This window comes from Hydrogenoanaerobacterium sp. (assembly GCF_032017025.1).
Classification (GTDB): domain Bacteria; phylum Bacillota; class Clostridia; order Oscillospirales; family Ruminococcaceae; genus Hydrogenoanaerobacterium.
Map to the genome: position 1 here is coordinate 19,667 of NZ_DALZQO010000002.1, position 13,829 is coordinate 33,495.

The window sequence follows — 13,829 nt, forward strand, 5'->3', positions numbered from 1 at the left end:
TAGGGGGCGTTTTTTATAAATCTGTTGTTTTTATGCTTAATACTGTGGATTTCATCTGTACTTATCCAATCTCTATTGAGTGGCTTAAAGGCTTACGCTATAATGGCAAAATACCAGCCGAGAGGAAAGTATCGATGAAAGACAGAAAGCAAAGTATTTGTATTTTACTAATTATCATTTTTATAGCTTGGGCAGTGTGGATTTTCGTGAAGACAGAGTCAAATCCGCGCCTATCTGTAGTACCACCAAAATCAATCGTGGCCTCATGCAATGAAGAATTTACGGTAGATCTGGTGATGTCTAATCTGCCAAACGATAAATACCCGGCGGCAAGCATAACTGTAGAATTTGATAACAGCAAACTTGAGTTTATTGGTGTTAAACCAGGTACCATGATGGCCTGTAGAAGCAGCCCCCCTTCCAATGAATTGCAGAGTGACACCTTGTCCGGAAGTGTGCCTCTATGGAACTGCGATGTGGATGTTTCAAATCAGTCGGGAGAGATTAAGACGATGTACCTTGATATGACGGGAGAAAACACTGCTTATTGCAAGGCGGGGTTTGATAAAAAAACAAAAAATATTGTATTGCGATTAAATTTTAAACTTAAAGATATACCTTTGCAAGATAGGAAAGTGTATTTTCTTTTGACCGATGTAGTATTTTCAACGCTGTCAGGAGATGCAAATACGGCGAGCTTGTCTACATCAAACCCAATCAATCCTCTGTCTGTAAAGAATGCGGCTCTTTGGGTTAAATAAGTAATTTAATGTCAAATCATATGATTTCTTTCCTATTGTTATAGATTTTATATTGACTTTGCTTAAATTCATTGAATTGTAAGAAAGGATCTTATATAATGTGGAAAGTAAAAATTATGTTTGTTTTAGCATAATAAAAGGAAAGAAAGAGGATGGTAGCGTGAGAAAAAGTATTTGGAGGCCAGTTATTGCACTGGTTCTGGCCGTGCAAATGACATTGGGCAGTACAGTCATCACATTTGCACAAGTGGCAGAAAGCACTGTCACTGATATCACGGTATCCGCAGCTCAGCCAGAAGAAAAAGAATTGATAACTGTGGATGTGCCTGAGCAAATCGCGCCGGAAGCGCCCGGGGCAGAAACCAGTATACCAGAGCAAATCATACCCGAGATACCTGAGGCAGAAGCTTCTATACCCGAGCAAATCGTACCCGAGACGCCTACAGCAGAGGTAGCTGGACCGGAGGCACTCCCGCTTGGGGAGACTCTTGCGCAGGATCAATTCCAGCAGGAGAAACCTTTAGAAGAGGCAGACGACACAGGATACATATATTTGACCGATTTGAAATATCAGGATCTGGTATGTGGCTGGCAGAATGATTACAGATTTAACGGCCAAGCTGTAAGCGGTCCGTTACAGCTGTTAGATAGCGGTGAAGTTAAAACCTATACAAAAGGTATTTGTAACCATGCACCGGGTTATGTCACCTACGATATTTCCGGATTGGATGCAACCCGTTTTACTGCCCTGATTGGTGTAAACTACATAGCAGGAGATAAGAAGCCTGAAGAGGCGGGCAGCTGCGACTTTACTGTTGAAATCGATGGTAAAGAGGTGTTTAAAAGCGGAACTATCTACAGGAAAAATAATCATGGTGTAATCGATATTGAAATTCCGGCAGGAGCAAAAAGCTTAAAACTGATTGGCGGAGACGCAGGAGATAGGAACACCTGTGATCATGCTGTATGGGTAGAGCCTAGGCTTTATATGCCGGTAACAGATCTTACTAGCTTAAAGTATATTGAAATTAGTGGAGCCCCACGTATTCCACAAGGAGAAATCAGTCAGCTTATCGCCAAAGGGGTCGCTATCAACGGCACCGATATTTCGCTTGATGGGAGCAGCCCCCGTTTTTCAAGCAGCGATCCTGCAGTGGCTACTGTGTCTGATACTGGCCTGGCTACAGCGGTATCGGTGGGTACTGCGGCGATTACTTGCCAAGCTACTGTTGACGGCATTACGAAAGAAGGAACCTTTGCAATTGAGGTTGTTCCAGATACCAATGTGAAGGGCGTTGTACAGTCCCCGTCCAAGAGATCGGAAATAAAAGTCAGCTTAATAGACGGCAAGATTTTTTATTCTGCAACTCAGGATGGAAAACGGATTGTCGAGCTTTCTCCCATTGGAATGAAAACAACTCTTGGAGATTTTTCTAACGGGCTCACCTATAAAGACAGCGGAGAGATAAAAGAGATTAATGAAACCTACGATACCATTTCCGGAAAGAAATCGAAGTATATTAACCACGCAAATGAAGTGACCTATACTTTTACAAATACAAAAGCCGATATGGAGTTTGACGTGATTGTAAGGGCATACGATGATGGCATTGCGTTTCGCAATGCAATCCGCAAAGCGGATGGTAGTAGCGCGGAGATTGAGATTTCAGAAGAGACAAGCTCATTCGTAATTCCGGCTGGTTCCGACGTTACAGCGATGCCGAACAGAATGGGCGATACAACTTCGCATGAAGACTATTTTGACCAGAAAAAAATTGAAAATTTAAACGGGGATCAAACACTACCTCTGCTGTATCAGGCCCCCAATGGGGCATGGACTCTACTGACCGAAGCGGTACTGGATGGAACCTATAGTGGTTCTGTGGTAAAACGTGAAGCCGGCACAGAGCTTGGCCTGAAGTTCCCTGCTCAGCAAAATGGCAATGTAAAAACCAAGGTTCCTTTCACATCACCATGGAGGCTAGCGATTTCCGGAACCTTGGGGGATATTGTGGAAAGCACTATGGTGGAAAATGTAAGCCCGCCAAACAAAATTAAAGGCGATACTTCATGGATTGAACCGGGAGTTACCGCTTGGACATGGATGACCAGCTACTTTGATGGTCAGCGTGATTACAACAATATCAAAAAGACAATTGATTTTGCCGCTGAAATGGGCTGGAAATACTATATTCTGGATGAGGGATGGCAGCCAAACGCACAGAGTGGAAGTGGCAAGAAGTATAATGGCTACTTCAAATGGTTTTATGATCCCGAAAATAAGGACGACCCTACCAGTATTGTAAACTATGCTAAATCTAAAGGTATCGGACTTATTGCATGGGTAATCTGCGGAGATTTGGATACCCCCGAGGAACGTAAGATCTTAGATGAATGGGCAGAAATTGGAATAAAGGGCATTAAAGCAGATTTCTTTGACCGCGAGTCGCAAGATCGTATGCAGTTGTTTAATGTCCTGTATGAGAAATGCGCCGATTTGGGACTGGTTATGAATTACCATGGCTCCAACAAGCCCACAGGTGAAATCAGAACTTGGCCGAATGCACTCAACCGCGAGGCGATTTATGGTGAGGAACAGAATAACAACCAACCTTTACAAACCACCATACTACCCTTTACACGCGGTGTGGTAGGCCCTTCTGATTGGACTCCGCGTATCTATCCGGGCGGTGGCAGCAAAACTACAACCGGCCAGCAAATTGCATTGAATATAATCTTTGAAAGCGGTATGCCTTGTATGGCGAGCAGTATCGAAGATTACAAGAGCAGCCCGGCGCTGCCGCTATTTAAAAACCTGCCTGCCGCATGGGACGATACCCATTTTATTGATGGGTACCCCGGAAAGTTTATGACCATGGCACGCAGAAGCGGGGATACATGGTTTGCATCTTCAATTACAAATCAAGCACGCGATGCCGAGATTCCACTGGATTTTCTGGATACCGGGAGAAATTATCATGCAACGATTTATAGAGATGGTGCAGGCAGAAGGGATCTTATTGTCGATTATCAAGAAGTAACCTCTGAAAGCGTGCTTACCATTCCTATGTCGTTTGGCGGCGGTTGCACTGTCAAAATAACAACCGAAGCGCCCAATTTAATTCGTAATATCACTTTGGATAAAACCGTAGCTACCGTGGTGGAGGAAGAAGCACTCACCCTGAAAGCGACTATCGATCCGGTAAATCCCGATATAAGCCAAATTGTATGGAGTTCCAGCAACCCTGAGGTAGCAACCGTTGACAGCAATGGTGTTGTGGTAGGCCTAAAAGCCGGCAAAACAACCATTACGGCAAGCTCTAAGGTTGATGCAAGCATCAAAGCAGAATGTACTGTAACCGTATTGATGTGGCCCTACAAATTGGCGGACGGCTGGAGATTTATCCGTGAAAACACTGCAAACAAAAAGCTGCTTGGAGAAAACAAGCTGCAGATGGTAACACTGCCGGGCGACCTTGGAGAGCACACTACAGCGCAAAACGTTTTACTCCGGGATGCGCCAAAGGGCGACTTTATTGCCACCGTAAAGGTGAACAACTCAGCGCTTGCAAAAAACTATCAGACAATTGCTTTAACCGCGTATGCAAATGATACAAGAGTAATATCGACTATGAGAAGGCATCATGGAGGTCTGGGCGGCAATGTTTTTGAGCTATTCTCTTATAATGGGGGATACGATGAGAAAAAGCTCTCAGACAATAAAAAGGATGGCGCAGCGTGGCTGAAGCTTGAGAGAGTAGGAGATACCTTTACCGGTTACTACAGCTACGATAATCTCAACTGGGTGAAAATTGGTACAGCGAATCCAAATAACGATGTAACGGGGAGCCAAAACCTTAAGCTTGGACTTTATGCTACCAACGGAAATGGTGTTAATGCCCCTACTCCTGTTGTATTTGAAGACTTTACAGTAAATGGTGAAACAATTGCATTCGCAGCCACAAAAACCAATTACGTAACTGCAATTAAAAACCCAAGAAGCATAACTGTAGATAAAGGCACAGCTTTTGATAAAATAGCTCTGCCCCAAACCGTGAGCGCAACACTCGCAACAGGAGAAAGCAAAGACTTTGCGGTTGTGTGGAGCGATGCGGGTTACGATGCAAATACCGTAGGTACTTATGCGCTGACCGGTACACTGACGATGGAGGGCGGCATCACGAACCCCGACAGCCTAAAAGCAAGCATTGATGTGGAGGTTAAGGAAAAATCTCAATCCACCATTGTAACCGCAATTGAAAACCCGAGTAGTATAACCGTAAATAAAGGTACAGCGTTTGATAAAATAGCTTTGCCCAAAACGGTAAGCGCAACCCTCGCAACGGGCGAAAGCAAAGATTTTGCAGTTGTGTGGAGTGGCGAAGGTTACAATCGCGATGCCGTAGGCACCTATACACTGACAGGTACGCTGACCATGATGGACGGAATCACGAACCCCGACAGCTTAAAAGCAAGCATTGATGTGGAGGTTAAAGAAAAATCTCAATCCACCATTGTAACCGCAATTGAAAACCCGAGCAGTATAACCGTAAATAAAGGTACAGCGTTTGACAAAATAGCTTTGCCCAAAACGGTAAGCGCAACCCTCGCAACGGGCGAAAACAAAGATTTTGCAGTTGTGTGGAGTGGCGAAGGTTACAATCGCGATGCCGTAGGCACCTATACACTGACAGGTACGCTGACCATGATGGATGGAATCACGAACCCCGATAGCTTAAAAGCAAGCATTGAGGTAATTGTTAAAGATGGCTCCAAACCTAGCAGCCCATCAAAAAATCCATCCGGCGGATCTGAGATTCCCAATATAGCTCCGGTGTCCGATGTAAAGGATAAGCTCCAAGGTGCATCTGAAAATGCTAATGTTTCGGTAAATGTAGAAAGAAACTATAACTTTGGCACCAGTGTATTTGGCGTGCTTCTGAAAAATAAAGATAAATCCATTACGCTCGAAGGCGGCTGGTACCAGTGGATATTCGATGGTAAGAATATAATAAACGATATGCCGGGTGTTGTTTATTTTGATACCAGAATCAACACCAGCTCCCCAAATGCAGGCGCAATCAAGAAGCTAACCGGGAATGCAAATACCTCTAATCTTTACTTTAATTATGAGGGTGAACTTCCGGGCAAGACAACTATCCGTGTAAGACTTAACGATTACGCGAACAAAACAATCTATGTTTATTACTTTAACCCTGTAAAAAACAGGCTGGAACTTGTCAAATCAAATGCTAAAGCAGATGAAAACGGCTGGATTGAATTTGCAATTACCCATTGTTCTGATTATGTAGTGAGCACCACTCCCATTGCGGGGGCAGTAACCGGTACCGAATCAGCGGCAAGCATTGAGAATCCGGAAACAGGGGGAGTAGATTTAGCGCAACCTGTTTTACAGAACGCTAAAGTTCAGAAATCAGCAGAACCCGAAATCGTGGTTCCGGCAACACCAGAGGAGCAAACTATTAAAGAAGTTATGGAAAAATCCAGCGAATTCCCATGGGCTACTATAGTTGTTCTAGTTAGTATAATTGTAGGTATTGCCGGAGTAACAACTTACAAAAAACGTAAAGCTGCAAAAGACGAATCGATTTAAACAAGCATTATTTTAGTAGCTTTTCAATCTTTCCATTAAAGAAGAAACAGGCTGTCATTTCTTGAACTGTTCCAATGGAAACGGACAGAAATAAAAAGGGCTATCACAGAATATCTCAGCTTCGTTTTTAGGCAAATACGCTCGTTGTTGTATGCTCTGCGCTCCCCTATCTTGATAAGTTTCCACATAGTAACCTTGGCTGCCCTAAAAAATAGCTTTTTCATTCATTTTTCTCTTTATAGCAAGAGGCGGTACATTTTTGTACCGCCTCAGCATGTCGAAAAAGTCCAACGAAAGGGTGGACTCCATAGGGAAGTTGCAGAAAAACAAGTAAATTCAAGGCTGTCAAGCAAATAGGTTGAGAATTTATTATCTAAGGCAACCCTGTGATGCGCGAAATCCCCAAGCACCGTGAAAGGTGCTTGGGGATTCTTTTGTAGTACTAAACCGCCGACTGTGTCGGTGGTTCGGAAAAGCTTTTGACCTGCCCCCTAAATCCGAACACTTGAAATGTTAGTCGTTACCCCGTTATTTTGAGGGCATATTCTTCAGCAACCAGAAGAAAAAATAGCCCACAATGCGGTTTCTATACTAATGAACAAATTGCGAAAATCCACACCACACATGCATATGGTGTTTGAAGCCGAATTTCAAGAGGGCGAAAGTTTTTGCACTCGCTAAAACAGCGGTCATGCCGCATACTGTTGATATTGTCCGCTTTGTGGGCTTATCTAAGAGCTTACGCCCGCAGGAAATCTCGAGGCGAAATATATACTTTCCTCCAGAGGCGAAACTTGGTTCTTAAAGGAACATCCCGTTAAGCAGCCGGAGGATTTGGAAGCGGTACGCGCCCTGTTTGACGATATGACGCTTATGCCAAACAGCACCGATTATGACGTGCTTTGCGAGCAATATGGCGAGGATGCGCTCATTATTCCGATGCTGGCACCTGAAATCAACATGAAAAGCGGGTTCCAGTCCATGGTGGAATTTTGGTTGGGAACAGAAGGAATCGCTTACGCAATGGCCGATTATCCGGAAGAAGTTAAAAAAACATTGGAAAGCATGCATCGCATAAGCCGCATTGCGGCCGAGCTCTGTGCGGATTCGCAAGCGGAATGCTTTATCACATGGGAGGACTCATCTACCACAAACATATCGCCATCCATGTACAAAGATTATATCGTCCCCGAACTCAATGAATGGAGCGACATACTGGCTGGAAAAGGCAAGATGTACATGCAGCACGCGTGCGGGCATCTTAAAAATATTATCGATATCATATCAGCTTCCAAGGTGAGCGGCATAGAATCATTGTCACCGCCGCCTACCGGGGATATCACAATGTCAGAGGTTGCAAGGCGACTTGATCCGAAAAAGTTTGTTGTGGGCGGGGTCGAAGCGGTTATATTTGAAAGTTCTAATTTAGATGAACTTGAAGCTTACACAAAAGAATTGCTGAACGTGATGAAAGGGCGTCCTTTTGTACTGGCAAACTCCGATAGCCGCCCGCCCGGCGTTTCCTTTGAAAAGTTTGAGCTTTTATCTAGAATTGTGCGCGAAAAAGCATAATGTCCTTCAGGTGAGGGCATGGAATTGAGTATTTCCAGAACTATATGGAAGTGTTTCACCGGAACGAAAACACTTACTCGAAACAGTATATGTTTACGAGTGACATTTTGAAGGCGCGGAGATGATGAATGACATGACGGGTGTTGTGTGGTTCGATACCACCATCAGCGATGTTTCCCCCGACGCGGAGAAAATCGCGAAACTGACCGGTGGCACGGAAGTAGTTGCGCTGTACTTTAACTTCCACGGTCAACTCCCCAGTAAGGTGAAAATGAGCGTTCAGATACCCGAAAAAGCAGGCAAAACGCTGAACCTGTATTATAGTAACACCGAGAAAAACTGTGCGGAGCTAATACAACAGAACATTAAAGCCATACAAAAGGCTGGGTGAAGTTTGTCATCACCCATTGCTCGGATTATGTCTGAGCAAAACCGCAATTGCAGGCGCGGCGAATGCCATTGTAAGTGGTACTAACTCCGAAACGGGCAGTGTTCTGGTAGAAGTACCGGCAGTGGTGGAGACACCGGCAACACCTGAAACCCCGAACACTCCCGCGCAACCTGAAAAAATCGGCACACAGAAAGATAAACTCCCATAGAGACAATTTAGGCAAAGCGAACTGAATACCGAATGATGGGCTGTGACACTAACAGCTCCTAACAAAAATGCACACAAAAATCCCCTTGAATACAGATTTTAAGGCTGTATCAAGGGGATTTTGCTATTTAGCTATATCCACGCGCTGTGAGCTGACCACATTAAAAAGTTCTCTTAATCAAAAGCTATCTCGCGCATTACTATTTTGTTTTCCCATTTTGTGTTCGCACCTGTAATATTTATGCGTATTTTTGGGGTGGTAATTGATTCGGCTAGCTGCACACCTACAGTCTCTCCCGCCTCAACATTACCTGCCGATGTCCATGGAATTGTATATGTAATTCCCTGATCCTCCCAGGCTTGGGTGACTTCGTTCCATAGCGAAAGGGTAAAGTTGCTTATTCCCTGTCCGTTTCCATAGTTGACAGAAAAAAGTATTCGGTTTACAGTGCAGGCCTCTCCAAAGTTATAGGATATATATCCGCCCTTCGGCAGGGGGTTCATCTTCTCTGTCCAGCATGAGGCTGTGCTTACAGGGTCACCATCAAACAGATTTTCTATGCCGTTGGGATTTAGGTTAGTATCCCAAGGTGTTGGCGCCAGGGTCAAAACAGGTGGGGTATAGCCCCAAGTATCAATCGATAGGTTTGGCAAAAAGCCCTGCAATACCACATCCTGCCCGTTTTGAAGCTGTGCAAACTGCTCCTTGCTCAGCGTAGGCCACTTTACAAACTCTTGTGTCTCAACGCCATCGTTATACAAAACATTTACATAGGATTTCACTCCAGGCAGAAGAACCAGGCTGTCCTTTTGCTCGCAATTCATAATACCCATACTGGTTTATATGCGTCATCTGAGTATCTACCGGATTGCGAACAACATTGTTGCCATTCCAATTATGCAGTGCGTTGCGGTTTCCCGTGGAAAATCCTGAAACCACCGTTTTTCCATCATACTCCGGACACCACGGTGCAGTATCTTCAAATATTTGCAGTCGCATAAGGCCGTTTTCCAAGGAATATGTGGGTGTTGCCAGCGCAGGTTTAGATGTCCACGACGAAAGATACTCCGGCACCCAGAGCGTATTGTCAAGTGTACTTCCATCAAATTCATCATTAAAAATCAGCCGATAACCCGCTTTTTCTAATGACGGGACTTTGGATGCCGAAAACTCGATATAGTCCAATCCTGGACCGTTTTCACCGTCCGGCGCATAGAATTTGATTGTATTCTGAACGTTGGGCTGCAACACCACAGGCAGAACCATATCAGCAAAAAGGCTCCATCTTCCGCTGTTAAAACCTGTAATTATACTTGCATTCTGCCCGTTTATTTCATACATTAGGTTGCGCATCTCGCCCGAACGATAGCGCAGCTTCATTACATATCCATTTGCTGTTTGCGGAGTAATTTTGATTTCCAGTGCATTGGCCGATCCATTGTCGATAAAGCTGACGGTTTTTCCGGAACTACCTATAATGTTCTCTGTCCGAACAGTACCTGTCATTGTCCCGCTCTCAGCTTCAATCCGCTGCAACCATTCGGCAGCTAAAGCCGGAATAGCAAGGGCGCTTAAAACCAAAGAGGATAGCATAAGAAAAGCCCAAAAACGTATAGATTTACATTTCTTTTTCATACGGAAATCCTCGCATTATGAAGTAGTAGTTATTAGAGCCCCTCTCCAAGGGCTATGTGCAACACTGTTTGGGATGCTGTGGATTGGTTTTAGGCTCCTACCACAGCCCTTTTCAGTATTGTTAACCAGTTAGATACCGGCGTATGGTTTATTTAGAACAGGGCCGCAAGGGTAAAGTGTGCTGTGCTCCTAAACAGTGCCAAGTAATATGCCGGAGGTATCATCATGGTTTATATTGGAATTGATGCCACTTATAAGAAGCATGATTGCTTCACTCTCAGCTCGGAGAGTCAGCTTCTTGCGGATGTTTTTACCATCCGGAACATTAAAGATAAATATAAATCATTGTAGCAGCGGATTTAGCCATTTACTAAAAAATGTAATAAAGGTAGAGCTTGAGGCTACCTGCATTACAGCTAAAGCATTGCGGGGTTTGTATCCAATATCAGCCTACCAACCCTATATCATCAATCGTCTGCACGCCAAACTTACCTATCCCTTCACCGAGCCTGCAACAACACCCTCAATGATGCTTCGCTGCATTATAAGGTAGAAGATGACAAGTGGCAGTGTTGCCAGTACCAGCATGGGGAAAAACGAAGTCCAGTTGGTGGAAAAGGGTCCTATATTTTTGTAAACCTCCTGCAAAAGAACCCCTTTGTTTGGATCCTGCAAAAAGAGCAGCGGCGTCATAAAATCATTCCATACAGCCAGCGCATCAAGTATTGCCACGGTAGATACAATTGGCTTAAGCAGGGGAAATATGATTAGCCAAAAGGTATGAAATGTGCCGCACCCGTCTATGTAGGCAGCTTCCTCCAGCTCCTTAGGCACTGTATTTATAAAGCCCCTAAAGAGAAAGACGGAGAGTGGCAGATTGATGCAAAAAACATTAATTAGTATAACACCCGGCAGTGTATTCATAAGATGCAGCCCCGAAATAATCTTGTAAAGTGGGATAATTGCGACCTGGAAAGGGACAATAAGCCCCAGCATAAATATCGAATACATCCACTTAAACACCCTGCGTTTGCTACGTGCAATGGCATAGGCAGCCATAGAGGAGAAAATAAGCAGCAAAATTACTGCACAACCGGTTATTATCAAATTGTTTCTCAGAGCACGCATGTAATCCATGGCACCCAGCGCCTTTTGATAATTACTCAGGGTAAAGGATACCGGCAATCCCAGCGGGCTGGCAGCAGCCTCAGCCGGTGTCTTAAAGGTAGTCACTAGCAGATAGTAGATCGGCAGTAGCATAACTGCACCAACCAGCGCGTAAAGCACATTGAGCAGGATGCTCCAAGCTTTTTTCTTTATCTTCATGAAATACTCGCCTCCCAACGCCCCAGCAGCCATGTAATGGCCTTTGTCATGCAGAATACAACTACAAAGAACACAACGGCAAATGCACAGGCGTATGCGTTGCGCCCGTTATTAAAGCCCTCACGTATCATAGTGGTCATAATCGTTTCTGTGGCATATCCGGGGCCTCCCTTGGTCATTGCAAAAACGGCATCAAACACCTTTAGACCGCCGATTAGGCTCATAAGCACATTAAAGGATGTTGCGGGATAGAGAAGCGGCAAGGTAATGCGGCAAAAGCACTGAATCTTTCCCGCACCATCAATGTCCGCTGCTTCGTATAGACTGCCGTCGATGCTTTTCAGATTGGCTACATAGATTACCATGCTCCAGCCCGTCCATTGCCAAACCTGCGTAGCAAGCACCGAATAGAGAGCAATTTTACTATCGCCCAGCCAGTTTACTGGCGCAAAGCCGAAGTACTGCAAAATATTGTTTAGCAAGCCGTAATCCGCACTGGTCATAATATATTGAAACAGATAGCCAACTACCAGTATGCTCAAAACAGCGGGAAGAAAAAAGATTGACTTAACAATGCCAGACATAATCAGCTTGCGAGATAGCAGAACGGCAAAGAGAATAGCTAGGGAATTTTGTATAACGGTAATCAGCAAAGCGTATTTTACCGAATGCCCTATAGCCGCCATTGTTTTTTCGTCCGAGAAGAGGGTTGTAAAATTATTCAGGCCTACAAATTTGATTTGTGGATTGTACACAGACCAGTTGGTGACACTGTAAGCAAAGCTCATCAGCGTTGGTGCGACGAATAAAACCATAAAGCCTAGAAAAGCAGGTAAAATCATTGCAAAAAGTATACGATCACGGTTTTGGATGTTCATCCCGGTTTCAGCTCCTTCCAAGACAATATTAAAGAGAGGCCGGAGAAATGCTCCGGCCCCTCCCACGCTTGCGATTAGCCCAGGCTTTCTCGCATTGCATCATTGATTTTGTCGGCATCGGCAAGTGCTTCTTGCACAGTCTTGGTGCCTGCCAGCACTTCCTGGAGTGATTTGCCGTAGCCCTCAACAATCGGGTTGCCGGAAATCCATGCAGCAGTCCAAGGAGCATATACGTTGCCTGCCCTAAAGGCTTCATCACAGTCTGCATAGATATCGCCCAAGTCAACCTGTACTCCAATTAGGAAGGAGCTACCTGCGTTATCCTTGATAAGTGCCTGCTGTGCCTCGGGAGTTGCTGTAAATTCCAAAATCCGTTTTACCTCATCAGGGTGCTTGGTCTTTGCGTTAACAGCCAGTGCGCTTCCGGGGCCTCCCACCAGCCAACCGGGGCCCTCTTTTATTCCAGGGATTGGGAACATACCCAGCTCGATATTGGGGTTTTTCTCCATAATGGTGTTAACTGCCCAAGGACCGCTCTCCCACATAGCCGCCTTGCCGGTGGCAAACTCATCCAGTGCCTGATCGTAGCTCAGACCCAGCATTTGCGGGGTGATGCAGCCTTCGCTGATTACCTTGCTCCATGCTGTCACATAGGGATGCCATGCCTCAGCAAGCTTTGCCTCGCCCTTGTTGAACTTCTCATCAAAAGCCTTATTTGAAGGATCGGAATAAAACTCATTGTTAACCAGTCCTATGCTCTGCTTCATCATGGGTTCCCATGACTGCGCTCCCATAATCTGCGGCTTAATGCCTGCTGCTGCCAAATCCTTGTGCAGCTTAATAAATTCATCAAATGTTTTTGGCGGGGTAACGCCTGCATCACGGAACAAAGCCTTGTTGTAGAAGATGCCCTCATACCAGCTCTGGAGCGGGTTGGCATAAACTTTGCCGTCCACTGTATATGGTGCTAAACCGGCTTGCGCATATTTGCCTGTGAAAGCTTCGCCGCTAAGATCCATTAGATAGCCTGCGTTTGCCAACAGACGGGTTTCGCCGCCCACCTCGATAATGTCGGGGCCCTGTCCTGCCTGCAGCTGCGAGTTAAGTACATTGTTAAAGTTATCCAGCGAAACAAACTCGAATGTGACATTGATGTTGGGGAACTTTTCTTTAAGCAGTGCCAAATAGGTTGCACGAGATGCCTCTGCGTTGTAAGCCATAAGGCGGATTTCCACCGTCTCGGACGCTTGAGTGCCGCTATTTTGAGGGGTGGGTGTATCTGCACTTGGCGCTGCCGGCTTTGCACCGCATCCTGCGAATACCGCAGTGAGCATAGATGCTGCTAAAATTAATGCGAGCATTCCCTTTTTCATAATATCTCCTCCTGTTTACTGTAAAATCGTCTTGTTTGTGTGCTCCGTTTTACAGTTATAAGTATACTGCC

The 13,829-nt window shown here is 45.1% G+C and carries 10 protein-coding genes; 4 read left to right on the forward strand and 6 right to left on the reverse strand.

Translation table 11 applies throughout. From position 1 onward, the window contains the following. The first annotated feature begins 134 nt into the window (after positions 1–134). The 4 genes from RTV33_RS01970 to RTV33_RS01985 all read left to right on the forward strand — a co-directional run bounded on the left by RTV33_RS01970 (position 135) and on the right by RTV33_RS01985 (position 8,338). A complete protein-coding gene (locus RTV33_RS01970; RefSeq protein ID WP_312641005.1) occupies positions 135–761 on the forward strand; it encodes a cohesin domain-containing protein in 627 nt (208 codons plus the stop codon). A 160-nt stretch (positions 762–921) separates the two neighbouring features. Further along, positions 922–6,375: a glycoside hydrolase family 97 catalytic domain-containing protein gene (locus RTV33_RS01975; RefSeq protein WP_312641008.1), complete on the forward strand. Its 5,454-nt coding sequence runs from the start codon at positions 922–924 to the stop codon at positions 6,373–6,375. A gap of 834 nt (positions 6,376–7,209) precedes the next feature. Next, the gene (locus tag RTV33_RS01980; RefSeq protein WP_312641010.1) at positions 7,210–7,947 is read left to right on the forward strand and encodes a uroporphyrinogen decarboxylase family protein; all 738 of its coding nucleotides are present in this window, start codon (positions 7,210–7,212) and stop codon (positions 7,945–7,947) included. 121 nt (positions 7,948–8,068) lie between these two features. After that, on the forward strand, positions 8,069–8,338 hold the full coding sequence (locus tag RTV33_RS01985; protein ID WP_312641012.1) for a hypothetical protein: 270 nt from the start codon (positions 8,069–8,071) through the stop codon (positions 8,336–8,338). 9 nt (positions 8,339–8,347) lie between these two features. Here RTV33_RS01985 and RTV33_RS01990 read toward each other — a convergent pair whose 3' ends face one another. The 6 genes from RTV33_RS01990 to RTV33_RS02015 form a co-directional block, all read right to left on the reverse strand. Continuing rightward, positions 8,348–8,524, reverse strand: coding sequence for a hypothetical protein (locus tag RTV33_RS01990; protein WP_312641014.1), 177 nt, complete (start codon positions 8,522–8,524; stop codon positions 8,348–8,350). Between the two features lie 195 nt (positions 8,525–8,719). Next, positions 8,720–9,328, reverse strand: a complete 609-nt coding sequence (locus RTV33_RS01995; RefSeq protein ID WP_312641016.1) for a hypothetical protein — start codon at positions 9,326–9,328, stop codon at positions 8,720–8,722. Next, entirely contained in the window at positions 9,300–10,181 is an 882-nt protein-coding gene (locus tag RTV33_RS02000) for a hypothetical protein (protein ID WP_312641018.1), read from the reverse strand. The genes RTV33_RS01995 and RTV33_RS02000 overlap by 29 nt, the downstream gene beginning before the upstream one ends. Before the next feature lie 492 nt (positions 10,182–10,673). After that, a complete protein-coding gene (locus RTV33_RS02005; protein WP_312641020.1) occupies positions 10,674–11,507 on the reverse strand; it encodes a carbohydrate ABC transporter permease in 834 nt (277 codons plus the stop codon). Beyond that, positions 11,504–12,385, reverse strand: a complete 882-nt coding sequence (locus tag RTV33_RS02010) for a sugar ABC transporter permease (protein ID WP_312641021.1) — start codon at positions 12,383–12,385, stop codon at positions 11,504–11,506. The genes RTV33_RS02005 and RTV33_RS02010 overlap by 4 nt, the downstream gene beginning before the upstream one ends. A gap of 74 nt (positions 12,386–12,459) precedes the next feature. Beyond that, complete coding sequence (locus RTV33_RS02015; protein ID WP_312641023.1) at positions 12,460–13,758, reverse strand: extracellular solute-binding protein; 1,299 nt, start codon at positions 13,756–13,758, stop codon at positions 12,460–12,462. Positions 13,759–13,829 lie beyond the last annotated feature (71 nt).

Excerpts from the sequence above, each read along its gene's own strand:
- RTV33_RS02010 (WP_312641021.1), bottom strand. The coding sequence starts at position 12,385 with ATGAACATCCAAAACCGTGATCGTATACTTTTTGCAATGATTTTACCT.
- RTV33_RS01985 (WP_312641012.1), top strand. The coding sequence starts at position 8,069 with ATGATGAATGACATGACGGGTGTTGTGTGGTTCGATACCACCATCAGC.
- RTV33_RS01970 (WP_312641005.1), top strand. The coding sequence starts at position 135 with ATGAAAGACAGAAAGCAAAGTATTTGTATTTTACTAATTATCATTTTT.
- RTV33_RS02000 (WP_312641018.1), bottom strand. The coding sequence starts at position 10,181 with ATGAAAAAGAAATGTAAATCTATACGTTTTTGGGCTTTTCTTATGCTA.
- RTV33_RS02015 (WP_312641023.1), bottom strand. The coding sequence starts at position 13,758 with ATGAAAAAGGGAATGCTCGCATTAATTTTAGCAGCATCTATGCTCACT.
- RTV33_RS02005 (WP_312641020.1), bottom strand. The coding sequence starts at position 11,507 with ATGAAGATAAAGAAAAAAGCTTGGAGCATCCTGCTCAATGTGCTTTAC.